The sequence below is a fragment of the Caulifigura coniformis genome (assembly GCF_007745175.1).
Classification (GTDB): Bacteria; Planctomycetota; Planctomycetia; order Planctomycetales; family Planctomycetaceae; genus Caulifigura; species Caulifigura coniformis.
The window spans coordinates 421,543-444,765 of sequence record NZ_CP036271.1 but is presented as its reverse complement, the minus strand read 5'-3'; the positions used below and the strand labels follow the sequence as shown (position 1 = coordinate 444,765).

General features: G+C 62.7%; 18 protein-coding genes and 1 tRNA gene. 5 read left to right on the top strand and 14 right to left on the bottom strand.

What is annotated here, in order from left to right; all coding sequences use genetic code 11:
• Positions 1-35 precede the first annotated feature (35 nt).
• The 4 genes from Pan44_RS01770 to Pan44_RS01755 form a co-directional block, all read right to left on the bottom strand.
• A complete protein-coding gene (locus Pan44_RS01770; protein WP_145034887.1) occupies positions 36-1,454 on the bottom strand; it encodes a DUF1501 domain-containing protein in 1,419 nt (472 codons plus the stop codon).
• A 64-nt stretch (positions 1,455-1,518) separates the two neighbouring features.
• On the bottom strand, positions 1,519-3,990 hold the full coding sequence (locus tag Pan44_RS01765) for a PSD1 and planctomycete cytochrome C domain-containing protein (protein WP_145026656.1): 2,472 nt from the start codon (positions 3,988-3,990) through the stop codon (positions 1,519-1,521).
• A gap of 71 nt (positions 3,991-4,061) precedes the next feature.
• On the bottom strand, positions 4,062-4,967 hold the full coding sequence (locus Pan44_RS01760) for a hypothetical protein (RefSeq protein WP_145026654.1): 906 nt from the start codon (positions 4,965-4,967) through the stop codon (positions 4,062-4,064).
• Positions 4,964-5,521 (bottom strand): RNA polymerase sigma factor, encoded by a 558-nt coding sequence (locus Pan44_RS01755; protein WP_145026652.1) that lies wholly within the window; start codon positions 5,519-5,521, stop codon positions 4,964-4,966. The genes Pan44_RS01760 and Pan44_RS01755 overlap by 4 nt, the downstream gene beginning before the upstream one ends.
• A 144-nt stretch (positions 5,522-5,665) precedes the next feature.
• Here Pan44_RS01755 and Pan44_RS01750 point away from each other — a divergent pair, with 144 nt between their 5' ends.
• Complete coding sequence (locus Pan44_RS01750) at positions 5,666-8,374, top strand: SGNH/GDSL hydrolase family protein (RefSeq protein ID WP_145026650.1); 2,709 nt, start codon at positions 5,666-5,668, stop codon at positions 8,372-8,374.
• A 12-nt stretch (positions 8,375-8,386) separates the two neighbouring features.
• Here the strand turns inward: Pan44_RS01750 and Pan44_RS01745 are convergent, their stop codons facing one another.
• The 5 genes from Pan44_RS01745 to Pan44_RS01725 form a co-directional block, all read right to left on the bottom strand.
• On the bottom strand, positions 8,387-8,932 hold the full coding sequence (locus Pan44_RS01745; protein WP_145026648.1) for a hypothetical protein: 546 nt from the start codon (positions 8,930-8,932) through the stop codon (positions 8,387-8,389).
• Between the two features lie 106 nt (positions 8,933-9,038).
• A complete protein-coding gene (locus Pan44_RS01740; protein ID WP_145034886.1) occupies positions 9,039-10,070 on the bottom strand; it encodes a DUF1559 domain-containing protein in 1,032 nt (343 codons plus the stop codon).
• A gap of 236 nt (positions 10,071-10,306) precedes the next feature.
• Positions 10,307-11,803 carry a DUF1501 domain-containing protein gene (locus tag Pan44_RS01735; protein ID WP_145026646.1) on the bottom strand — a complete coding sequence of 499 codons (1,497 nt, stop codon included), beginning with the start codon at positions 11,801-11,803 and terminating at the stop codon, positions 10,307-10,309.
• A gap of 184 nt (positions 11,804-11,987) precedes the next feature.
• Positions 11,988-13,745 carry a fatty acyl-AMP ligase gene (locus tag Pan44_RS01730; RefSeq protein ID WP_197453757.1) on the bottom strand — a complete coding sequence of 586 codons (1,758 nt, stop codon included), beginning with the start codon at positions 13,743-13,745 and terminating at the stop codon, positions 11,988-11,990.
• Positions 13,708-14,892 (bottom strand): sulfotransferase family protein, encoded by a 1,185-nt coding sequence (locus tag Pan44_RS01725; RefSeq protein WP_145026642.1) that lies wholly within the window; start codon positions 14,890-14,892, stop codon positions 13,708-13,710. The genes Pan44_RS01730 and Pan44_RS01725 overlap by 38 nt, the downstream gene beginning before the upstream one ends.
• A 163-nt stretch (positions 14,893-15,055) precedes the next feature.
• Between Pan44_RS01725 and Pan44_RS01720 the strand changes: the two genes are divergently transcribed.
• Both Pan44_RS01720 and Pan44_RS01715 read left to right on the top strand, forming a co-directional pair.
• Entirely contained in the window at positions 15,056-15,400 is a 345-nt protein-coding gene (locus Pan44_RS01720) for an acyl carrier protein (protein ID WP_145026640.1), read from the top strand.
• A gap of 149 nt (positions 15,401-15,549) precedes the next feature.
• Positions 15,550-16,977 carry a right-handed parallel beta-helix repeat-containing protein gene (locus Pan44_RS01715; RefSeq protein WP_145026638.1) on the top strand — a complete coding sequence of 476 codons (1,428 nt, stop codon included), beginning with the start codon at positions 15,550-15,552 and terminating at the stop codon, positions 16,975-16,977.
• Between the two features lie 5 nt (positions 16,978-16,982).
• Here Pan44_RS01715 and Pan44_RS01710 read toward each other — a convergent pair whose 3' ends face one another.
• From Pan44_RS01710 to yidC, 3 genes are all read right to left on the bottom strand, one after another.
• Positions 16,983-17,825 (bottom strand): phytanoyl-CoA dioxygenase family protein, encoded by an 843-nt coding sequence (locus tag Pan44_RS01710; protein ID WP_145026636.1) that lies wholly within the window; start codon positions 17,823-17,825, stop codon positions 16,983-16,985.
• Positions 17,826-17,887: 62 nt separating this feature from the next.
• Positions 17,888-18,133, bottom strand: coding sequence for a hypothetical protein (locus tag Pan44_RS01705; protein WP_145026634.1), 246 nt, complete (start codon positions 18,131-18,133; stop codon positions 17,888-17,890).
• Between the two features lie 28 nt (positions 18,134-18,161).
• Positions 18,162-20,210 carry a membrane protein insertase YidC gene (yidC, locus tag Pan44_RS01700; protein ID WP_145026632.1) on the bottom strand — a complete coding sequence of 683 codons (2,049 nt, stop codon included), beginning with the start codon at positions 20,208-20,210 and terminating at the stop codon, positions 18,162-18,164.
• A 276-nt stretch (positions 20,211-20,486) separates the two neighbouring features.
• On the opposite strand from yidC, the gene Pan44_RS01695 reads away from it, so the two are divergent.
• Positions 20,487-20,559 (top strand) — tRNA-Gly (locus Pan44_RS01695).
• Positions 20,560-20,636: 77 nt separating this feature from the next.
• Positions 20,637-21,242: a hypothetical protein gene (locus Pan44_RS01690; protein WP_145026631.1), complete on the top strand. Its 606-nt coding sequence runs from the start codon at positions 20,637-20,639 to the stop codon at positions 21,240-21,242.
• 139 nt (positions 21,243-21,381) lie between these two features.
• On the opposite strand, the gene Pan44_RS01685 is transcribed toward Pan44_RS01690, so the two are convergent.
• Complete coding sequence (locus tag Pan44_RS01685; protein WP_145026629.1) at positions 21,382-21,699, bottom strand: hypothetical protein; 318 nt, start codon at positions 21,697-21,699, stop codon at positions 21,382-21,384.
• A 75-nt stretch (positions 21,700-21,774) separates the two neighbouring features.
• Positions 21,775-22,599 carry a hypothetical protein gene (locus tag Pan44_RS01680; RefSeq protein ID WP_145026627.1) on the bottom strand — a complete coding sequence of 275 codons (825 nt, stop codon included), beginning with the start codon at positions 22,597-22,599 and terminating at the stop codon, positions 21,775-21,777.
• Between the last annotated feature and the right edge of the window lie 624 nt (positions 22,600-23,223).

Genomic DNA, 23,223 nt, shown 5'->3' with positions numbered 1-23,223 from the left:
GACGGAGGCAGACGCTGGCAGCGTCTGCAACGGGTTCACGACATTAAATCCGTCACCACGCGTCCGTGCACATCGGTCAGCCGGAAGTCGCGGCCGGCGTAGTTGAATGTCAGTTTCGTGTGGTCGAGTCCGAGCAGATGGAGCATGGTCGCGTGCCAGTCGTGGATGTGGACCGCCTTGTCGACGGCTTCGTGACCAATTTCGTCGGTCTCCCCGTAGGCCAGTCCGCCTTTCACGCCGCCGCCCGCCATCCAGAGCGTGTACCCCTTGTTGTTGTGATCGCGTCCAGCGCCTCCCTGGATGTAGGGCGTGCGTCCGAACTCGCCGGCCCAGACGACAAGGGTGTCCTTCAGCAGACCGCGCTGCTTGAGATCGGCCAGCAGCGCGGCGACCGGCCTGTCGGTCATTTCGGCGCTCTCCGCCAGTTTCTCCTTGAGCTGGAAGTGGTGGTCCCAGCTGGTCGGCGCGGTGATCTCGACGAACCGGACACCGCCTTCGACCATCTTCCTCGCGAGCATGCACTGCCGGCCGAAGCGGTCGGTGGGCTTGCCGGCGCCGATGCCGTAGGCTGCCTGAGCTTCTTCCGATTCGCCACGGAGATCGAGCAGTTCCGGCAGTTCGCCCTGCATGCGGAACGCGAGTTCAAATGATTCGATGGCTCCTTCGATCTCGGGGTGGTAGCCGTCGCGGGCGAGCTTCATGGAGTTGAGGTCGCGGATGAAATCGAGCTGCGAGCGCTGGCCTGCAGTCGTCAGCTTGTCGTTGACGATGTTCTTGAGCGGCGGGCCGGGCTCCTGGTCGATCTTGAGGAACGCGGCGTAGAAGCCCGGAATCTGGTTCGTGCCGATCTTCGTCGCCTGGCAGATCGAGGGGAGGAAGCCGCTGCCATAGTTTCGGGCGCCGCCGTTGTCGCTGGGAGGATTGAGCGTGACGAAGCCGGGGAGGTTCGCGTTCTCCGTTCCTAAGCCGTAGAGCGTCCACGCGCCGAATGACGGCCGGACAAACTGGAAGCTGCCGGTGTGCATCTGCACGAACGCCTGCGAATGGTTCGGCAGATCGGTCTGCATGCTGCGCACGACGCACAGATCGTCGGCATGCTTCGCAATTTCAGGCAGGACTTCCGAGATCCACATCCCGGACTCGCCATGCTGCGAGAACTTGAAGGGGGACCCAAGGAGCTTCGGCGCGTTGATCTCGCCGGCTTTCATCCCCTGCCCTGAGCGGCTCTGCAGCTCGGGCTTGTAGTCGAACAGGTCGACATGCGATGGCCCGCCGTTCATACAGAGGAAGATGACGTGCTTCGCCCGGGCCGGGAAATGGGTCGGCTTGGGATCGAGCGCCGAGCCGCCGCTGCTCGCCCGGGCTGCAGCCTGCTGAGCCAGGCTGGCAAATGCGAGATAGCCGAAACCGGAGGCCATCGATTTGAGGGCCGCACGTCGCGAGAACGGATTCATGAACGCCATGGTCGGATCCGTGATAGGGATGTGAATTGCGGTCTGGGGGACGCCCGAGCGGGGATCAGTCGAGGTTTCGAAATTCGGCCGTCGACAGCATCGACTGACAGAAGACCTCCAGAACTCCGAACGATTCGTCCTTCGCCTGCACTGGCTGGCTGAGGAAGGCGGACGCTCGTGCCTTCTCTTCGGGTAAGGGGTCGCGGCCGAAGCAGAGCTGGAACGCCTGGGTGACCTGCTCGTCGGGCGATGAGGTGGCTTCCTGAAGTCGTCCTGCGAACGCCTTCGCGCGCGCGATCACGAAGGGGCTGTTCATCAGGTAGAGCGCCTGGGTCGGAACGTTCGTGGTCTCGCGCTCGCCGGTGACGAGGCTCGGTTCTGCGAAGTCAAACAGTTCGAGGATGTCGGGCAGCCGATCCCGAATGACGGGCAGATAAACGCTGCGCTGGGTCGATCCATCGAGATCCTTCGGCAGCCGCGCATCGAGGCCGACCAGCGACACAGGCCGATCCCCGATCACGCGTCCGACGAGCGAACCGTCGGGACGGGCCGGATCGAGCTCACCCGATGTGGCCAGCATGGCATCCCGAATCGCTTCGGCGGTCAGCCGGCGCTTTGCAGCCCGCCAGACCAGGCGATTGTCGGGGTCTTTGTCGAACGCATCCCGACGGAATTGCGATGACTGCCGATACGTCCTCGAGAGGACGATCTGCCGCACGAGTTTCTTCAGCGACCAGCCTTCATTCACGAAACGGGACGCGAGGTGGTCAAGCAGTTCCGGATGGCTCGGCAGATCGCCGGTCGAGCCGAAGTTGTCGACGGACTTGACCAGGCCCGCGCCGATCAGGTGATGCCAGACGCGGTTGACGAACACGCGCGGCGTGATCGGGTTCTGTGGACTGGTCAGCCAGTGGGCGACCTGCAGGCGGCCGCTCTGATCGGCGGGGATCGGTTCGCAGCCTTCAAAACGGAGGGAAGCGGGAATCGCCCGCGGCACGGACCCCTTCGCCCGCGCGACGTCACCCCGCTCGTACAGCGGAGAGTCCTTGATCTCCGTGGCGTCCTTCGCCCCCATCGTGAGCGGCAGGGCTTCGCCCGTGTCGGAGACGCGTTCGAGTTCTCCTTCGATGCCGCCGGTCTGCCAGAAGATCCGCAGGGCGTCCTGCAGGGTGTAGATGCCGCTGGCGTCGCGCTTCTCCAGGATCGCCTTCCACGACGCGGCCTTCTTTTCCTCTTCTTCTTTCCGGAGGGCCGCCAGCTTCGCCTTCAGGTCTTCGACCTTCTTTGCCGGAATCGAGGCATGCAAAACCTTCTGTCCTTCGACCTTCGGAAGGACCAGCGGATCGCCTCCAACGCGGTTGGACGGCGAGACAGCCGTGCCGAAATACGTCTTCGTGCTGCGGAACACTCCGGCGAGACCGTAGTAGTCTTCCATGGAGAAGGGATCGAACTTGTGGTCGTGGCAGCGGGCGCACGCCACGGAATTCGAAAGCACGGCCCGCGTGACGGTGTCGATCTGTTCGTCGATCAGATCCGCCGTAAACTGCGGCTCGTTGCCTTCATCGAGATTCTTGGGACCGATCGCGAGGAAGGCAGTGGCGATCCACAGCCGGGCCCGATCGGCGTCATTGGCGGCTGGCAGGAGGTCACCGGCAATCTGCTCCTGCAGAAAGCGGTCGTAAGGGACATCGGCCGTGACGCTGTCGATGACATAGTCGCGGTAGCGCCAGGCATAGGGGAACGTGATGTTGGCTTCCTTGCCGCTCGATTCCGCGAACCGCGCGACGTCGAGCCAGTGCCGTCCCCAGTGCTCGCCGAACTGCGCCGTCGTCAGCAGGGAATCGACTTCGGCGGCCAGCGACGCATCCTCGCCGTCGGCGTCGCATCGCTGAAGGAAGCGGGCGAGATCGGCCGGGCCCGGCGGGAGGCCGGTGAGATCGAAATAGAGCCGGCGAAGGAGGGTCGGGCGGGACGCGTCAGGGGAAGGAGCGAGCCCTTCGGCCTCGAGCTTCGCCAGCACGAACTGATCGATCGGTCCTTTCGACCAATCGCCGTCCTTCACGGCGGGAGGAGACACTTCGGCGATGGGCCGGCTGGCCCAGAATTCCTTTTTCGCGAGCTTCGACGCGGACGCGGCGTCGCGCGGATCGGGCGCGCCCATCTCAATCCACTTCCTGAGATCCGCCAGCGCGGCGTCGGACAAACGCTCGGCCTTGGGCGGCATCTTCAGATCGTCGTCTTTATGTGCGGCGGCGATCAACAACCAGCTCGAGGCCGGGTCGCCCGGAACGACGGCCGGTCCGCGATCGCCCCCCTTGCGGATGGCGTCCCGTGAGTCGACGCGAAGCTCTCCTTCCGCTTTTCCTGATTCCTGCGAATGGCAGCTGTAGCAATGCTGCACCAGAACGGGGCGAATCTTTGTCTCGAAGAAGGTGATCCCTGCCGGATCGATGGGCGGAGACGACTTGTCTTCCGCCGCGGCGGGAGCCGCCAGAAGCAGGCCGAGAGTGAGCAGGAGCAGCGAAGATCGCATCATTTTCAAAGCATCCTCAGCGATACCGAGCGTGGTCACTCCGGCCGCCTTCCTGGCGGTCGCCATCCAACGTGCTACTTCGACGACTTGAACGACTTGTCTTCGATCACAGCATCCGCATCGAGGTGCGACTCAAGCCGGTAGCTCTGCAGACCGGGGGCGGGGCGGTCGATCAGCGTGTAGGTGACGGTTCCGCCGGGGCCTTTGGGCTGATGCAGCCAGAGCACGAGCCGGACGAGGAGGTTTCGTTCGACGTCGACCTCGAGCATGGCGGCGGAAAGGAAGGAATGTGAGCGTCCGTTCTTCAGGCGCGCCCAGATGACGCTGCGGCGTCCGTCCGGGCGATCGGACGGGCCATCCGTGTTGATATCGAAGTCGGTCAGCACTTCGTCGACGAGGACAGGAACCGTCAGCGAACTGATCTGGCAGAGCGTTGTCAGCTCCCTGGGAATCGCGCTGCTGTTCGCCTGGAACCGGATTCCCTTCTGCGGGGAGGAGGACAGCCAGATCGTGCCCGAGGCATCGCGACCGATCTTGATGCGCGAGGAGCCGACGACGGCGTCGGACCAGAAATGATCCCCGCGCGTCCAGAGCAGACTCTCCGAACCTTCGGACGGTGGCTGTCCGCCGGACCGTGACTCCGGGGCATGCTGCACCAGGTAACAGCGATCGACGCTTCGCCGGTGCACCGTCCGCACGTTCTTCAGCAGAGTGGCGGCCTGGACGGAACTGGTGTCGAAGTACCGGCCTCCGAGGAATGCGACCAGCATGACGGCGGCGATCAGCCCCCAGGCCGCGGAGCGGCTCAGGGAACGGGACGACGAGGCGCGGGGCGACTCGGTGGCCGAGAGCGTCAGCCGCCGGTCGGCTTCGATCCGCTCGAGCAGCGGTCCGGCATCCGTCTGCCCGGCGACGCGACGGAGGTAATCGCCGACGAGATCGTCGATGGGATCAGGTGTGTCCGATGGCGGGGGGGTCAACTCACTTCTCCTTCTCGAAACACCTTCAATTTCGCCGCGACGCTCTGCCGGGCCCGATGCAGAAGCACGCGGGCGTTTCCGTGACTGATATTCAGGATCTCCGCGACATCGAGCAGCGAATGCCCCAGGCCGGAGAGTTCCAGCACGGCTCGCTGATTCACCGGCAGCTGGGCGAGGGCCTGCTCGATCGCGCTTTCGAGTTCCTGCTCGAGCAGCCGGGCTTCCGGTGGTTGTCCATCCTGGGCATGTGGTGGAAAGGCGACATCGCCGAGGTCGTCGCTGGTCCTCGTTGCAGGACGGCGCTGAACATGATTGATGGCGGCGTTCGTGATCGACTTGTAGAGCAGCTTCACGCCGTCGCGCGGGAGGTTGTAGTGGCCTGACCGCGCCAGCAGCTTCCGATAACACTCCTGGACGATGTCTTCCGCATCATGCCTGTTCCGGACCAGCGTGATGGCAAATGCCAGCGCAGGCTGAACCGTCCGGGCGATCCACTGGCCCTGCTCGTCTTCCTGGCGTGGCCGTTCATCGGCAGGCAGTGGCGACTCCTTCATCAAACATGAACACGCCCGCCGGGACTGTGTTACACGAGAAATCCGCCGGCAGCGCCACGGCTGCACTCAACATCCCTCGACGACGACTGTAGAGTCGTTTCAGTCTCCCCTGCGGCGCCGCCGCGCTCAATCCGAGCCCCCTCGATGCCGGACGCCTCGCCGGATATTCCCGCGGCTGCGATTCCCGCCGTTCCGGCCGAGATCGACGGGCATGCCCTGTCGACCGCGCCCCCGGCATCCCCCCCCGGAGCCGCCCGGAGGCCGCCCCGACGGCGCCCCGATTTCTCCGCCGCGCCCATCGCCGGCCGCGACCTGGCGCTGATCCTCCTGCAACTGGCGCTCGCGACGATCCTCGTGTGGCAGTTCGAACTGGAGGAGCAGCGTCACCTGCTGTTCGCCATGCTCGTCGTGCTGGGCGGGTTCGTCGTGAACGTGCAGCTTCCACCGCGATTCCGGCACGCCTGGTTTCTCGCGGTGTCGCTCATGGGCCTCGTGGCCGTCCTTGGCGTCATGCAGCCAGCGGGCGTTCCGGCGCTGGCCTCGCTCGAAGGGTGGTCCGATGTCGGACTTGCCCTGTCCGTGGCCGGTTCGCTGATTGCCGCAGCCCTCCTGCCGATTGGATTCGGGCCGCGGGTCGTGCTGATCCTGGCGCTGGCGGCGCTGTTCACGTGGCTGCGATCGAACTCGACGGCGGCGTACTGGCCGGTGGTCGGTTCGATGTTCATGTTCCGCATGATTTCATGGCTGCACGTGGAGCGGAAGGAGCGTTCGAGCCGGACGTGGGCCGAGACCGCGGGCTATTTCCTGATGCTGCCCAACGTGTTTTTTCCACTGTTTCCGGTGGTCGATGCGAAGGTGTTCCGGGAGACGTGGTACAACGATGAGCCGCGGGCGATCTACCAGACCGGCGTGCACTGGATCACGGCGGGCCTGTTGCACCTGTTCCTGTACCGGGTGATCAAATACGAGGTGCTGCCGTCGCCGCTGGCCGTGCGGACGCCGGGCGAAGTGCTGTTGTACCTGGCGGCGAACTACGCGCTCTATCTGCGGGTGTCGGGGCACTTCCACATCATCTGCGGGATGCTGCACCTGTTCGGGTGGAACCTGCCCCGGACGCACGACCATTACTTTCTGGCGGCGAGCTTCAGCGAAATCTGGCGACGGATCAACATTTACTGGAAGGATTTTCTGACGAAGATCTTCTTCTATCCGGCATACTTCCGAATCCGGTCTCACCTCTCGATCGAGGGCCAGCGTCGCGATGAAATTGCGATCGCGGTGGCGGTGGTGTGGGTGTTTGCGTGGACGTGGATCGCTCATTCCTGGCAGACGTTCTGGCTGATCGGACTTTTCCCGTTCCATGCAGCCGATGGCGTGATGTGGCTGGCAGTGGGAGTGCTCGTCGCGGGGAACGCGGTCCTGGATTACCGCCGGGCATGTTTGCCTCGGAAGCAGGTGGATCCGGCCACGTGGGGGACGGCAGCCGTGCGGTCGCTCCAGATCATGTCGACCTTCCTGCTGGTGAGCCTGTTCTGGGCCAGTTGGACGAACCGGGAGACGTTTCGCTACCTGCTCTATGTGGTCAAGACGCATCCGATCGAAACGGGCGAGGCTGTCAGGATCGTCGGAGCCACCTTGCTGGTGTTTGTCGTTCTCACTGCAGCCAGGGTTTTTCTGCGGGTTCGTGCGCGGGCCGCAGCAGTCCGGCCGGTCTCCCCGAGCTTCGAACGGCAGGCTGGTCTTCACATCGCGGCGCTCGTCCCCATCGTTCTGTTCTCGGTTCCAGCAGGACCAGTCGATCTGCTCGGAAAGAATGGCGAATGGATCCGTCGGCTGCAGAGCGAACGGCTGGCCCCTGGAGAGGCGATGGCAGTGGTCGATGGGTACTACGAGCAGCTCAACGCCTCGAACCCGCAGTCGCGGCCCTACCACCAGGCGGGAGATCTGGCCCCCTATCAGCTTGCGATCGATTTCGGCGACATGATCCGCCGCAGAAATGACGTGCTGGAACTCGAGTTGATCCCCGGCTGGCGAGGCTCGTGGAACAATAAACCGATCACCATCAATCGCTGGGGCATGCGGGACCGCGAACGAAGTCTGGCTGCGGATCCTGCCACCATCAGGATCGCGACCGTAGGATCGAGCCTGCTGATGGGTTTCGGTGTGGGGGATGATGAAACGTTCACCCGGATTCTCGAGGCCAGGTTGAATGCCGATCTATCCCCCTCAGACCGACGGATTGAAGTCCTCAACTTCGGCGTCGGACATTACTCACCGGTTCATCGTCGCGCCCAGATCGAGCATAAAGTCCTGGCATTCCGCCCGGACCTCATCCTTTACTTTGCCCATGAGGATGAGGTTTACACGTCGGCAGGGCGGATCTCCGAACTGGCGAACCATCACGTCGCGCTCGAGGATGACGACCTTCAGGCGTTCGTCGATTCGCTGAAGATTGCGCCTGATGCGTCTGAGGCGATCTATCAGATCGAGATCGCCGGGCATCACGCGGAAATCCTGGAGCTAACCTACCGCCGGATCCGGAAGAGCGTTGACGCGGCGGGAGTTCCCCTCGTCTATGTATATATGCCAGTGCCGAGTTCGCAGGGGCTGCCGTTCGACCCGCGGATCGCGCTCCAGTTTGCCGGAAAGGAAAATTTCCCGGTGATCGATCTCTCAAACTGGTGGGGAGATCGAAAATCGGCAGAGATCGTCCTGGGACCGAAGGACCACCACCCGACGCCGCTCGGCCATCAACTCGTGGCCGAACGACTGTTCGCGGAACGCCGCAGCTTCCTCAGCCGGTTGAAGCCGCGCCGCGGAGCGGCGACGAATCTCGAACCGGATCGGCCATGACGGCCCCGCGCTTCACTTCATCACTTTGACGACCTTGAAGCCTTTGGGCACGTTGGAATTCGCATTTCGGTCAGCCTGCCACTGTTTGAGCCCCTGCTCGGACACCTTCGAACCGGCCACCGCAATCTTCATCAGGAACCGGGGCGTGGTGAGTTCCTTGAGGCCCGCATCGGTCACGGCTGTGTTGCTGACATCAAGGCTGACCAGAACTCCGCCGACCTCCGGATTGTTGATCAACTTCATATGAGCATCTGTGAGCGAGGTTTTGCTGAGATTCAACTCCGCGACATGATCGAGCTCCTGCAGCCGATCGAAGGTTTCGTCGGTCACTTCTTTTCCGCTCAGGTCGATGACCCAGGCCTCGCCAGGGGGATATCGCTTGCGAGTCATCGTCGCCCCCTTCGACTTCAGGAACTCCTGTGCGGACTGGGACATCTTTTCCGCGGCGGCGTAGCTCCCGGGGCCGCCATCGACATCGGCGCCACAACCTGCCATGCCAATGCAGCCAAGCGATATCGAGAGCGTGATCGCAGCCCGCTTGCTCACTTTGCAAACCATCTCCGTTCTCCACAAAGAACGCGCGACAATCCGACTGTTTCGAGAATCCCGGTATCCACGAACTGGCTCCCACGAGCCTCAAAGCCGTGGGAGCGTGGAGTCCGCCTTAGAACTCTCCGACGGGATTGCCGTCATTCCTGTCGCAAAGACGATTGAACGTGCCCGGAAGCCGGACGGGAGTTGCAGTGGCTCCACCGATCGGCTGCCAGTCGATGTTGAGGCTGATGAATCGCACTGTTCCATCGCCCAGCAGGAAGTGCATGCCTCCTGCATGCGCGCTGCTGAAAGCTTCCTCAGGCACCTTTGCGCCGGTGGTCGATTCACCATCAGACAGGCGGTAAAACCCAAGCCCGCGGATGGCGCGCATCGCCACAGCGTCGTTCTGCGACTCTTTGAACATGAACGCCCAGACAGCCGCCCAGCCACCGTTGTCGTTCGGCCCCGCTGAAGGCAGCCGGCCGCTTCCACGTTCACCGACGAAGATCGTATTGCTCATTCCGTCGACAATTTCGCGAAACGCCACCGATGGGGGGTAGACCCCCGACTTCGCTTCGACAAACACGCCGCAGGGATTCGGCCTGCCGGTTGTGGCGTTATCGCTGCAGTTCCCACTCTCGCTGCCACTGTTGGCCGGGTAATTCGACTTCGCGATCACCAACGGATTCACCCCCGCGACCAACGTCTTGAAAGGACGATTCTGATTCAGCTGACTTCCCGGATCGGAAGGGCAGACAAACGCGGCCAGCGAACCCAACAACAGCGGACGGGTGGCTGTATTCGTGGCCGCCTGCTTCGGAGTGATCGGGCCGTAGTTGAGCTGGTTGGCCAAAGGCGCCTGCTCGATCATCGGCAGAATCGCCATCGACCAGGCCCAGGAGCCTGACGCCGGCGGGTCGAGTGGATGGCCGACATCGCCGCCATTCCCGAACGCCAGAGGAGGAAGAAGGCTGAACGTCGACTCATAGTTATGCAGCGCCAACCCGATCTGCTTCAGGTTGTTCTTGCACTGCGTCCTTCGGGCGGCTTCCCGCGCCTGCTGCACAGCGGGCAGCAGCAGGGCAATGAGGATCGCGATGATCGCGATCACAACGAGTAGCTCGATCAGCGTAAATCCATAGCGTCGTCTTCCTGCACGCATGACAACTCCCCCGAGTCGAATCTGGCAGTATGAACGCTCCACCGCGGACGCGGCGGGAAATCAGTGTCTTCAGCAGTAAGCAATCCCCGTCAGTCAAAAATGTCCGGCAAGGTCAGGCGACAGGGTCCATCGAAGTACTCCGATCGCCAGTTGTTTGTGTCCTGCCTGTAAGTTTCCGCCCCGACCGCAATCACCTGAAACTTCAACCCCGGGCGGAATCGGCCGTTACAAAACTGTTACGCAAGTATTTCGTGAATGATCTCTCCTCGCTCGGTGAGCCGCATCGGCCGGCCCAGCTGGTTGGGGACGGATGCCGACTGTGGATCGATGCCTTTCAGGTAATACATCGTCGCCAGGATGTCCTCCGGGCTGACGGGACGCTCTTTGACAAACGCCCCGATCGAATCAGACGCCCCGAGCACCATCCCCGGGCGGATTCCGCCTCCGGCGAGCATCACGCTGTAGGACTTCGAATAGTGGTCGCGGCCGCCGCCGCGATCGAGGTTGTTGATCTTGGGCGTTCGGCCGTGTTCCGTCAGGCACATGACGAGGGTCTCGTCGAGGAGCCCGCGTTCGATGAGGTCGCCGAACAGGGCACTCACCGCGGCATCGAATCCGGGGAGCAGTTCATCTCCCAGTCGCTCGAAGTGTTCGAAGTGGGTATCCCAGGCGGTGTTGACGATCTTGTATTCGTCCCAGAAGACCGAGACGAGCGGGCAATCGGCCTCGAGAAGCCGGCGAGCGGCGAGCGCCGCCTGGCCGAACAGCGTCATGCCGTACTGCTCGCGTTTTGACATCGGCTCCTGGGCGAAGTCGAGCGCGTCGCGGAGCTTGGCGGATGTCATCAGGTTGTAGGCCATCGACTCGAAGCGATCGAGACCGCGGGTCGCCTGGTTTTCGTCGACCCGCCTGGCTTCGTCATCCAGCTGTTCGACGAGGGACCGCCGGCGGTCGAGCCGGTCGATCGTCATTTCCTTTGCGAGCTGGGCCGACTTCGAGAGGCGGATCCGGCTGTCCGGTGTGATCCCGAGATAGGGATCCTTGACCATTTCTTTCTTCAGCCCGGCGAAGAAGGAGGTTCGGCCAATCTCTTTCGTGGCTTCGCCGTCGAACTCGGTCCAGACAGGGTTGTAGCCGTTGCCGAGGAAGGCGGCGTACGGCCCGGCCCGCCGCGCCAGTTGGCCGTGGGCGCTGAATTGATAGGGGAGGCCGATGTTCCGCGGCATTTCCGGAACGTGTCCGGGATTCCGCTGCTCCTCGAGATAGTCGAGCACGCTGCCAAAGAAGGGATAGTGGCGGCTGTCGAAGGGGTTCGTTTCCGACGTGAAATCGATCGCCGGGTAGCCCGAGAGGGTGTAGAGATTGGAGTGGTTGTTGTGCTCGTGGGTCATCGACCGCACGATGGCCATCCGGTCGACAAACTTCGCGACGCGAGGCAGCATCTCGCAGATCTGAACGCCCGGCACCGAGGTGGGGATCGCGCCCCACTTGCCGCGGACCTCGGCCGGCGCCTGGGGCTTGGGATCCCAGGTCTCGAACTGCGAGGCGGCCCCCTGGAGGTACAGCAGGAGGATCCGTTTGGCCCGTGGAACGGGCTGTCCGACAGCGGACTCCTCGGCTTTCAGCATGCCTGGGAGGCTTAATCCGAGCGCACCGAGCCCGCCGATCTGCATCACCTCACGGCGGCTGATCGACTCACGCCAGGGATTGGAACTTCCCAGCACACGAAGCATCAGCGGAGCACTCGCGAATGCAAACGTCGGCGGAACACTCAACGGTAGTCGCCGAAGGCTCGCCTCAGTCTATGCCGATAATTCACAATTGTGTACCGCAACTTGACTTCGACGGCGTGTTTTCCAGTGGCCCGGCGAACCGGAAAAACTGCCGCAGATCCCTCATGCCCGCAACCTTCTCGCACTACCGGGTGCTCGTCCACAAGGTCAGCTCGCCCGTCAGGTAGCGGCGTTTCGTCTCGCGTCGCTGAACCTTTCCACTGGTGGTCTTCGGGAGCGTCCCGTTGCGCAAAAACACAATTTCGTGCGGACGCAGATCGAAGCTTTGCAGGATCGCCTTGCGGACCTGCGCCCTGAGATCCTCAAGATTGAGCGATCGGGTCTGGCGGTCGATCTCCTGCACCACGACGAGACGTTCTTCCCCCCCGACATCGACGCCGAAAGCGGCCCCGCAATCGGCCCGAAAGGCGGAGTGCGTTCCCTGAACGGTGATTTCGAGGTCCTGCGGATGGAAGTTCTTGCCGCGGATGATGATCAGGTCCTTCAGCCGACCGACGACGAACAGGTTGCCGTCGTCCTGAAATCCGAGGTCGCCGGTTCTCAGGAACCGCCTCGATTCGGGGTCGGCGGCGAGCTGCTGGCCGAAGGTTTCGGAGGTCGCCTCGGGCTGCTCCCAGTAGCCGGCGGCGACCGACGCCCCTGACACCCAGACTTCCCCCACTCGCCCCGGACAGGGGAGCCTCGTCTCGGGGTCAACGATCAACACGGACTGATCCATCCAGGCGTGACCACAACCGACGAGTCGCTGGGGTTCTTCGCCGGTGGCGAGATCGATGGAATCCCCCTGTCCCAGTTGCCTGGGCGAAAGGCGAATGACGGGTTCGGTGTGTGGATCGCCGCCGGTAACGAACAATGTTCCTTCGGCCAGGCCGTAGCAGGGATACATCGCGTTCCGCCGGAACCCGTAAGGCTCGTAGGCCGCGATGAAGTCGTCGAGTGTTTTCGCACGGACCGGTTCGGCTCCGACGCCGGCGATGTTCCACCGGGAGAGATCGAGCCCGGCGCGGAGGTCTTCGCTGATGCGATGGGAGCAGAGCTCGTAGATGAAGTTCGGGCCGCCGCTCGCATCGGCCCGGTACTTCGACAGGGTTTTCAACCACCTCACGGGCCACTGGAGGATTCCGAGCGGAGGGATCACCGCGCAGGGGAATCCGATGTAAACCGCGTGCAGGATGTGGCCCATCAGGCCCATGTCGTGATAAGGGGGGAGCCAGCAGACTCCGGCCGCATACTCCGTGACCTCGGTATGTCCGAAGCCGCGGCGCATCATCTCTTCGTTATGGACGAGGTTGCCATGCGTGACCATGACGCCTTTGGGCTCGCCGGTGGAGCCGGAGGTGTACTGGAGCAGAGCGACGTCCGAACGTGCGGCCCTGGGCGCGCGGGCGGGGCGTCGGGAGTCGGCGACGAGATCCGTGTTGAGCCATTTCGTCGCTGCCAGTTCGGGCAACCCTTCCAGCAACTGCCGGATCGTGCCGGCGAAGGCCCCGCCGGTGACGACGAGCGCGGGCCGGCAACTGCCGGCAATGGACGAAACGAGTCGCTGCCCCTGCCAGGCGCGTTCCGGCCTGGGGGGATAGGTGGGAACGGCAATGACGTCCGCCAGCTGGCAGGCGAGGAAGCCTTCGATGAACTCCAGCCCGGGCGCGAACACGAGGAGCACCCGATCGCCCGGAGAGGTGACCTCGGCGATCGATGCGGCGATGCTGGCCGCCCGTCGTTCGAGCGCGCCCCACGTCAGGGAACGCTCTTCGTCTTCTCCGGTGGGCAGGAACTGAAACGCGACATCATCGGGGCGGTCGGCCACCGTGTTTCGCAGCACGTCGGCAAAATGGATGGCCTGGTCATTCGGAACCGGACCGCGAAGGGGACGTCTGGTCAAAGGCGGGCTCGCTCGAAGTCTGCGACGGGCTCTCGAAGGGATACCCGTACCTATGAAACACCGGCTCCCACTGTTGAGCCACGCGTCTGCGAAGGCCTTCCGGCAGCCGGAAGCTGTTCTTCCTGAACCCTGGCTGGCGCTCGAGATCACGGGCGAGCCATTCCGGAATGCGATCTGCGCCGCTCCATCCGAAGTGAGCGTACATCGCCTGCAGCTCTCCGACCGGATCGCCCTCGAGGTCTTCGAACTTCAGCTCGTATCGCTGGTGCGCAGGGATCTTCATTCGATACAGGTGATACGAGTGGTACATCGCGAGGTAAGACGACAGCACCCGCTCTTCCAGATCGACCGGCGGCCTGGACGTCAGACCGTTCTCCCGCGACAGCACGCGGTGCAGGTGCATTGTGGAACTGAAGACTGCGTAGGGATTGCGCACGATGTGAATGAACCGTGCTTCCGGAAAGAGCTCGAGCAGAAGTGGAAGCCGCGACGTATTGGCTGGCGACTTGAGGACCAGCGGCTTTCCGTGCCTAAGGGAGAGCTTTCGCAGAAAGCGGACGTAGTCATCCTTCCACTGCTGCAGTTCTTCTTTCGACAATCCACCTGCCAGGCTGTTGAACCGGGCCACGGCCTCCGGACGGTCGGGAAAGGCCGAGACGAGGTAGGGCGAGGCGAGGGTCAGCAGGAGGAGGGCGATTTCTTCTTCGGCCGGTGCATCCCAGCTGTTTTCGACCGCATCCATGGGGCGGGTTCGGGGCTGCATCCACGAGGTCAGCCGAGCGAGCCAGGACTCCGTCGCGAGGAAATGGGACGGAAACGAACACTCGAACAAGGTGGGGGCGGCAAACCGGGGATCGCGCGTGAGCAGCTGGTGGAGAAAGGTCGTTCCGCTGCGCCAGTGGCCCAGGACAAACACGGGAGGGGCGACAGTGGCGCGGCGTGTGCGGCGGCTGTACAGCAGATTCTCGACTGCGGAGAAGACCGAGTTGGCGGTGCTCGCTGCCGAGATCCCGACGACGCGTTTCCAGGAGGCGCGGTCAATCGTCGGTTTCAGTCGCAGCAGTGCCAGCCAATTGCGCAGCGTCAGGCCGCACCAGACTGGCAGCGACTGGTGTGACGATTCGGAAACAGGCCCTTGTTGTGACATGCAAGTTTAGTGCTGCCAGTGGAATCCCTATTGTCGACAGCATGGCGCGGGCCGCAATTCCCTGTCGGAACTTTTGCCCGGAAGACCCGTCGCATTGGTGACATCGAGGGGTAGGATGAACAGGACATTCGGCACAACTCGATTGGCACCTTGAGGTATTGACGTGCAGGCACTGCAAGCTCCCGAGACATCCGCAGGAAGCGAAGTCATTGCCCGTTCGGCCATGGAGATCCAGGACTGGCTGACCGCCCGGATCGCCACGAGGCTTGAGGTTTCGCCGCAGGGGATCGACCTGGACGAGCCATTGATCGATGTCGGCCTCGATTCGATGGAGTTTGTGGCGCTGGTGGGAGAACTCGAGCAATGGCTGGGGTGCCGATTCCGTGACAACCCCCTGATCGACTATCCGACGATTTCGGCCCTGTCGACATTTCTGGCGGACGAGCTCGCCGCGGGGCGGACGGACATCCTCCCGACACGACCAGCGGTCGAGCGGGCTGGCGTGTGAAGGCTGGCCTCAGGAGAAGGATCAGCCGCGCCGGGAACCGTGCGGACTTCGTGCTGCATCAGCGACTCATGTGCTGACCAGGTGGCCCAGCCGCCTTATGATCCGCGCTCGACGCATCCCGTGACGACGAAGTCCCAGGAATCGAGCTCATGATCCGATCTGCTGCAGTGCTGTTGTCCGGCCTCGTTCTTCTGGGCTGGGCCTTCCCGAATGACCGTCTCGCGGCCCAGGAAGGGCGCCGCGGCGGAGAAGGTCGACTCTCGCGACTCGGCATCGTCGGCGATGGAATGGTCGATGAATCGGACTCGCTGCAGAAGGCGATCGACAGCGGGCTCGGTTCACTCGCCTTCCCGAAGGGCGTGTTCCGACTGTCGAAGACGGTCGTCATCGACCTCGACAAGGTCGGCTTCACCTCCATCACGGGCGACGGGACGGCCCGGTTCGTGATGGCCGGCCCGGGCCCGGCGTTCCGGTTCGTCGGCACGCACAAGGGGAGCGCGGCGCCGAAGGACTTCACACCGGACGTGTGGGACCGCCAGCGGGCTCCGCAGGTGGTGGGCATCGAGATCGTCGGAGAGCATCCGGAAGCGGTCGGCATCGAGGCCGATGGCGTGATGCAGCTGACACTGTCGCGCGTGGTGGTCCGCAAGGCGCTGCACGCGGTTCACCTCGTCAACCGGAACCGTAATGTGCTGATCGACGCCTGCCATTTTTATGAGAACTCCGGCGTGGGCGTGTTCTACGACAACGTCAACCTGCACCAGTCCAACATCGTCGGCTGTCACATCAGCTACAACCAGGGGGGAGGCATTGTCTGCCGCGGCGGCGATGTGCGCAACATCCACATCGGGACGTGTGATATCGAGAGCAACCACGGGAAGGACGGTCCGCCGACAGCCAATGTCCTGATCGATTCGACCGGCGGCCGGAGCGGCATCGCCGAAGTCGCGATTACCGGGTGCACGATCCAGCACAACTCCGAGAGCCCCGATTCGGCCAACATCCGCATCATCGGCAAGAGCGGGGCGGCCGAGCGCGAGGGCTATATCACGATCACGGGCAACGTCCTCAGCGACGTGATGACCAATGTGCACCTGAAGGATACGCGGGGGGTCACGCTCTCCGCGAACACGTTCTGGTTGGGTTACGACCGGGACCTGCTGCTCGAGAACTGCGTAGGGGTCGTCGCGACGGGCAATTCGTTCGATCGCAATCCAAGGACCATCAAAGGGAAGCCGGGGACCGCGAAAGGGGGCGTGATCCTCCAGGAATGCGCCGACTGCATTCTGCAATCGGCCCATATCAACGGGGCCCACGGGCAGGCGGCGGGACTGGTCGTCGAGAACTGCGCCCGGATCAACATTTCCGATTGCGTCATCACCGACTGCGACGGAGCGGGCATCGTGCTCAAGGAGACGTCGACCAGCCGGATCGACGGCTGCATCATCCGTGATGGCCGCTCGAAAGATGGGGACACGACGGCCATCTCGGTGAGCGGCGGGCTGGGCAACCGGGTGAGCGACAACCTGACCGAAGGCCGCATGCTGATCGATCCCCGCTCCGCGAAAGTGAACTGACTGCTTCAGTCGTCTTTCGGGCGAGGGTTGTTGGCCCACAGGCCGGTCGGATCTTTCCCGGCAACCAGCACGCCTTTGCCGTTCCAGCCGAGGTGAGCCACGACATCGGCGGCCGCGTAGCGCAGCGTCAGCGCGCATCGCCGGCGATCCGAGTTGTTGGCTTCGCTGCCATGCAGGAGGAGGTCGGAATGAAGTGAACACTCGCCCGCCCTGAGGCAGTTATCGACCGGGTCGCCGTACTCTTCAGGATTCTCGATCGTCTGGTTCAGGACGTTGTGTTCCGCGGGATTGCTGTTGCGGAACGTCATGTGGCCGAAGTGGTGCGAGCCGCGGATGAACCGCATGGCCGCGTTCTCGACGTCGGCGTCGTCGATAGCCAGCCAGACGGTGAGAGCCTTCGTGGGCGTGAGGGGCCAGTAGCTCGAGTCCTGGTGCCAGGCGACGGTCTTGCCGTCGTGGGGCATCTTGCAGAAGAAGTGCGAGCCCCAGCCGACGACGTTCTCGCCGAGGATGTCCTTCACGACCGCGACGATCCGCGGTTCGGTGAGGATGTCCCAGACCTTCCCGTACTTCAGGTGGGCCGAACTGATTGAGTAGCTGTCGCCTCCGGCCGCGATGACGCGCTGCAGGAGGTCGTCGAAGTAGGCCCGGATTCCGGCGATTTCGGCGGGAGAATAGATCGGGACCGGCCGCACGAAGCCGTCGCGGTTGAACGCCCCGACCTGCATCTTCGTCAGCACCTTCGGGTCTTTGACGGTGCTGTTGTAGAAGGTGAGGTCGCGCTCGATGGAGTCGAGCTCACCCTGATCGGGAACGATCTTGTACTGACCAGCCGCAGTCGTCGACATTCGAACGCCTCAAATCACAGGCCCTGAATCTGGGATTCGGACAGTCTTCCCGTCCCATCGTATTACTTCACGTCACGCTGATCGTCGGAATTGTTTTGTTCTCGCCGGAGGAGCGGAAGCACGATGAGACCGGCGCCGACTACAATGCACTGGCCGATAGCGCAAACGAGTAACACCCAACGGTGAGGGTGATTTGGCCAATTCTGGTAAAGCGCCAACGCGAGAATCGCTCCGAACGCTCCGCCGCCAATCACCACCATCAGGTGAACGGGAGCAAATGGTTGCTTTGTGAAGAACGGTCGCTTCATCGTACCGCTTCCTCACTAATGGTCGTTCCTACTTCCGCGACCGCGATTCCTTCTTCGAATCCGCCAGCTTCTGATTCGCCGACTGCTTTCGCGCTTCGTCGGCGGCGACGGCGAGGCGTTCGAGCCACGACTGACCCGGCTGCTCGCCTTTCGCCTTCTTCCGTTCATCACGCGCCTTCTGCTTCGCGGCGTTCCGGGCTTCGATCTGCGGCTTCATGCGGTCGAGCAGCTTCCGTTCGGCGATGCCCCACAGGCTGGAAGCCATGAAGTACAGGCAGAGTCCGGCCGGCGACTTGTAGAACATGAACCCCATGAAGATGGTCATGAAGTTCATCATCTTGTTCGTCATCCGCTGCTCGTCCGTTTCCGCCGGCGGCAGGAACATGCGCTGCTGAACGAGGAAGAGGCCGCACGTGAGAATCGGCAGCAGGTTGAACTCGTGCCAGCCGAGGAGCGGGAGCGGTCCGGGGAAGCGGAACAGCGCATCGGGAGCGGCGAGGTTATCGACCCACAGGAAGCGGGCCAGCCGCAGATCGATGGCGTAGTAGAGGGCGTTGTACAGGCCGATGAAGATCGGCAGCTGCAGGAACACCGGCAGGCAGCCCGCGAACGGGTTGTGGTTATGCTTCCGGAACAGTTCCCGCTGGGCCAGCGCGAACTTTTCCGGCTCCTTGGCGTACTTCTTCCGCAGCTCGGTGAGCTCGGGCTGAATCTCCTTCATCTTGGCGGCGCTGGCCGTCTGCTTCATCGAGATCGGGAACATCAGCCCGCGGACGCAGCAGGTCAGCAGCACGATGCAGGCCCAGTAGGGGAGATGCAGCGTGTGATGGAAGAACGTGAGCACCCAGATCAGCGCGGCGCTGACGCGGTGCCACCAGCCGTAGTTCATGACCGGACGCGCATCGAGCGCATCCATGAGGTCGGCCCGCTTGGGCCCGAGGTAGAGGTCGAACTTGTGGGTGGTCGACGACTTCGCCGGGATCTCCAGTTCGGTCGACGTGAACTCGAGCGTCACCGCGCTCAGTTCCGGATGAGCGTTTCGATGGAGAATGACCGGGCGGGCGTCATTGAAATAGATGTCAGCCTTGCCGTCCTTGTCGTTGTCGACTCCCTGACGCTCACGCGGAACCAGGAGTGCCGCGAAGTACTGAACGTCGGCTCCGACATAGCGGAACGGCTTGCTCCAGATCGTCAGTCCCGAGACGTCATTCTTTGCAGCCGCATTGTCGAGTTCCTTGACGACGGCCGCCGCGAGAAGCGGGGACGTGGCAGTGACGTCGCCCGGATACCGGGGGTCTTCAATCACGCCGGCCTTCAGTTCGACGAAGGTGCGCGCATTCTCAGGGTCTTCGAGCGGCAGGCCGGCCGGTCCGAGCATTTCGTACCGCGTCTTCACCAGCTGGTCGGTCAGGTTCTCGACGGTGAGGTCGACCTTCACGAGGTAGCCCTTCGGATCGAAGTCGGCCCGATCCATGGGCGCCTTCTGGATGGCGTAGCTCTTCCGGACTTCGAGCTTTCCATCCGGCGCGCGGTAGCGGAACGTGACTCCCGTCTCGCTTTCCGAGCCGGGGACGACTTCCCAGTCGGCTTCGTCCAGGGTGAGGTTGTGCGGCTTCAGCTGGACGTCAATGTCGGCCAGCGTGGTCTCGAGCGTCTGTCGCGCGGATTCTCCCCGGGCGGCGACTCCCGGATACGGATTCCCGACAACCTTGAGCGGCTGCTTGCGGTCGAGGGTGGTGTACCGCGGGTCGAGCAGTTCGGCCGATTCGATCGCGGCCCCCTGGGTCGTCAGCGCGACACGGAGATAGGTCTCCGGATTCTGCTGTTCCGCGGGAGGGCCGAGCACGATTTTGCGATGTGGATGCCGGACCACCTCGGCAGGGGCGGCAGGCTGGGCGGGATCGGCCTGGCCCGGAACGACGGCCGGAATCTCGTTGGGCTTGCGGTCGGCCGCCGCCTGTTGCTGGGCCGGACGGACGGGAGGCTTGGGGAAGAGATTGGGGAAGAGCCTCGGCCCGACCCACAGCCAGGCCGCAACGAACAGGAGGAAAAACGTCAGTGTACGGCGGTTATCCATGAACAGATCTCGGCACGCGGAGCAGAGCCCAAACGCATCAGCCGCGTGGGGGTATCACTCGAATTGTCTGGCGGGGTCAGTTTTCCCGGTCTCGGTTCTTCCTGGTCTGTTTCGCGAGGACCGGGTCTTGCCGGCGGGCCAGGCGGCGAACGGAAGGCAGGCGGTCGACTCCGGGGCGCCAGCCCCCACAGTCGGCGATCGGAGAACAATGCGGGAACAGCGCAAGGCGTCCCCTTTTCACCCGGAAGGCGGATGATAGACTATCGAACCACGCTCGCGGGCGTAACTCAGTTGGTAGAGTGTTAGCTTCCCAAGCTAAATGTCGAGGGTTCGAGTCCCTTCGCCCGCTCTTGTTGACGTATTCTTCCTGGTCGTCTCGACCGGCACAGGGCCTCGCGGATTCCGTCTCTGCTGGAGACGCTCGAGATGATCGACGAGTGGACGATCGATCGCGTCGCGAAGCATCAATGGCCCGACCTGGAAATCCAGCGGCGACGCTATCAGGCGCTCTGGACCCTGGAAGCCCTGCTGTTTCCCGCGTCCGTCGTCCTGTGGAGGGTTGCGACTCCCGACTGTGAAGTCCTTTGCATCGCCTTTGCCGTCGTGGCGACGATCCAGCTTCCAGTCGTCATTTGCCTGATCTCTCAGGTTCTTGGCCGGCCAATCGAGCTCGCGATTGATGAACTGAGCAGCGCCTCTCGCGCCTTTCGGGCGGAGTTGAGACAACGATCATCGATGACCGACGACGAGTTCATCCGGCGATCGCAGATCACCTCGCCCGAAACGCTCGATCTCGTCGGCCCGGTGCGGGCATGTCTGCGGGGGATCGATCCGCTATGCGATCGAGTTCTGCTGAATGAACCTCTGGGCTGCCTGCTCGACGGCATCGACTACTTAGACGTCTACTTCGCGCTGGCACGCCGCTTTCAACTGCCGAAGCTGGACATCTCGCCGGACCATGACGGCTCCCTCCGCATGATTCTGGACAACCTGGCCAGCGAGATTTCTCGAAAGGCAGAGCGCTGTTCTTAAGCGGCCCACCGGATCTGCCGTGCATTCGACCTGCCGCCCGGATGGTCGGGATCGACGTCGCCCCCCTTCACGATCGATTCGTATCAAAAAGTCCACCCGCCCTGCCCGATCGAGCTCGACTGCAGGGTAGTGGGTCAGTTTAATCGGACCATGGATAGGTCGGAGACTTCGACGGCTTGACAGCTTTCGGTTTGGATGGCTTCTGATTTCTGGATGGCAGCAACTGGGATGCGATAAAGACAGGAACGCTCGCGACAATGAGTGCGAAGAGTGTCCCGCCAGCCCAGTAAGCCAGTCCAACGCCGGCCAGCCAGGCCAGTGTCACCGCAACGCCAAGGTTCCCCGTGCTCATGCCCACCAGCTTACCAGCCGGCTGGCAAGTCATCAGCACGACATCGTCATGCGGATCAAGATGCCCTCCGCAGTCGATCGGATGATCCAGATGCTGCTGCGCCACAAACGAGACGTCTGGCCGGACGCTCCGTAGCGGCCGGGGAATCAAGCATGACCTGTGTCGGCGAAAGGGAATGATTCACTCAACGCGAGAGAATCGACTCTTGGCTCCGATGCCGGTTTCAGTCAGTACCGCCCTCTGTGTCACATCGGTCTTCATTCTGACTTTTGCTTGCGGCGTTGCGATCTCCTCGATTGCATTCCCGATCAGCGACAACGACACGACACCGAACGGAGCGTTTTCGTGACGGTAACGCTGAAAGGTGCCTGACCAGGATCCGGCGCTATTCTCGACGATGCCTGTTGACTGGAAACGATGTTCCCCGCAGTCCCCCTGACAGGAAAAGGTTCCAGCCTTCGTGGAAATCGTCTGTTCGTTGAGCCGCGTTGTCGTCCCTGCGGGCGGAAGAAGCCAAAGTCGGACGCGGTCGAGTTCGTATCGCTTCCGCTTCTCGTCCTCGATGAGTGTCGGTTGTCCTTCGTTCAGAAGGTCGTATTGCACGTACAACCGGATGACCTGGGCCAGGGGGTCAGTGTCCTCGACCAGAACTTTTTCTGGAATGAGCATCTTGACGACGATTTCCGGGTGAGAGCCAGGCGAGGGGGACTTCACTTCAATCTCGATCCACCGGCAGTTCCGTCCATCGACAGTCTTTCGTCCAACGGAACTCAGTTTCAGAGAGCCCCAGACTTCCGACCTGCCGGTAAGGGCCGAATCGAACTGAAACTTCGAGTCCTTCGGGACCTGCAATTCCGGCTCGCTCGACGTCACAGTCGTGAAAAGGCTCCAGGCGCCATCGGGTGGCAATTGGCGGATAAGTCCCGCCGCTGCGGCCTGCCCCTTGGGCATGATGCAGAGCAGAAGGATGCCGATCCACACTGCATTTCGAGATGAGGTTTGCATCGGGAGTCATCCTGCCGGCGTTGATGTACGGCAGCTCGGTTCAGCGAAGAGGGCTTGCCGTTCGGCGGGCAACATAACATCTGGCTGAGCCGGCGATCTAGAATTATTGTCGAGCAGCGAAACAGCTGATTCAGGCAGTCGCTTCGAAGGGCCCCCGAGTGGGAGGGGGCAAGTATTTGGCGTTCCACGGCCGCCGAAACCGCCCCGAAGCGGACGACGGATAGGCCAACTCGGCCGAGTTGGTTCTGGTAATCACGACGGCCGGGCCGATCCCGCAACCGGCCGAACGGTCTCGATCGGATTCAGCATCGCCCTTAAGAAAACCCACAAGGTCCCACGAGTCTAGAAGCTGCCGAGTCGCAACGGGACGATCGATGTGACGATTCAGTCATCGTCTTAGCTCGACGTGACCATTTCCTGCCGTCGTAGACAACGGCAGGTTCCCCACTTGAGGGGAACTTGCCACCCTCTACCAGGCTGCCTGCTCGACGGCATCGACTACTCAGACGCCTATTTCGCGCTGGCACGCCACTTTCAACTGCCGACGCCGGACATCTCGCCGGACCATGACGGCTCCCTCCGCATGATTCTGGACAACCTGGCCAGCGAGATTTCTCGAAAGGC

Excerpts from the sequence above, each read along its gene's own strand:
- Pan44_RS01770 (WP_145034887.1), bottom strand. The coding sequence starts at position 1,454 with ATGAATCCGTTCTCGCGACGTGCGGCCCTCAAATCGATGGCCTCCGGT.
- Pan44_RS01765 (WP_145026656.1), bottom strand. The coding sequence starts at position 3,990 with ATGATGCGATCTTCGCTGCTCCTGCTCACTCTCGGCCTGCTTCTGGCG.
- Pan44_RS01755 (WP_145026652.1), bottom strand. The coding sequence starts at position 5,521 with ATGAAGGAGTCGCCACTGCCTGCCGATGAACGGCCACGCCAGGAAGAC.
- Pan44_RS01750 (WP_145026650.1), top strand. The coding sequence starts at position 5,666 with ATGCCGGACGCCTCGCCGGATATTCCCGCGGCTGCGATTCCCGCCGTT.
- Pan44_RS01745 (WP_145026648.1), bottom strand. The coding sequence starts at position 8,932 with ATGGTTTGCAAAGTGAGCAAGCGGGCTGCGATCACGCTCTCGATATCG.
- Pan44_RS01740 (WP_145034886.1), bottom strand. The coding sequence starts at position 10,070 with ATGCGTGCAGGAAGACGACGCTATGGATTTACGCTGATCGAGCTACTC.
- Pan44_RS01735 (WP_145026646.1), bottom strand. The coding sequence starts at position 11,803 with ATGCTTCGTGTGCTGGGAAGTTCCAATCCCTGGCGTGAGTCGATCAGC.
- Pan44_RS01725 (WP_145026642.1), bottom strand. The coding sequence starts at position 14,892 with ATGTCACAACAAGGGCCTGTTTCCGAATCGTCACACCAGTCGCTGCCA.
- Pan44_RS01715 (WP_145026638.1), top strand. The coding sequence starts at position 15,550 with ATGATCCGATCTGCTGCAGTGCTGTTGTCCGGCCTCGTTCTTCTGGGC.
- Pan44_RS01710 (WP_145026636.1), bottom strand. The coding sequence starts at position 17,825 with ATGTCGACGACTGCGGCTGGTCAGTACAAGATCGTTCCCGATCAGGGT.
- Pan44_RS01705 (WP_145026634.1), bottom strand. The coding sequence starts at position 18,133 with ATGAAGCGACCGTTCTTCACAAAGCAACCATTTGCTCCCGTTCACCTG.
- yidC (WP_145026632.1), bottom strand. The coding sequence starts at position 20,210 with ATGGATAACCGCCGTACACTGACGTTTTTCCTCCTGTTCGTTGCGGCC.
- Pan44_RS01690 (WP_145026631.1), top strand. The coding sequence starts at position 20,637 with ATGATCGACGAGTGGACGATCGATCGCGTCGCGAAGCATCAATGGCCC.
- Pan44_RS01680 (WP_145026627.1), bottom strand. The coding sequence starts at position 22,599 with ATGCAAACCTCATCTCGAAATGCAGTGTGGATCGGCATCCTTCTGCTC.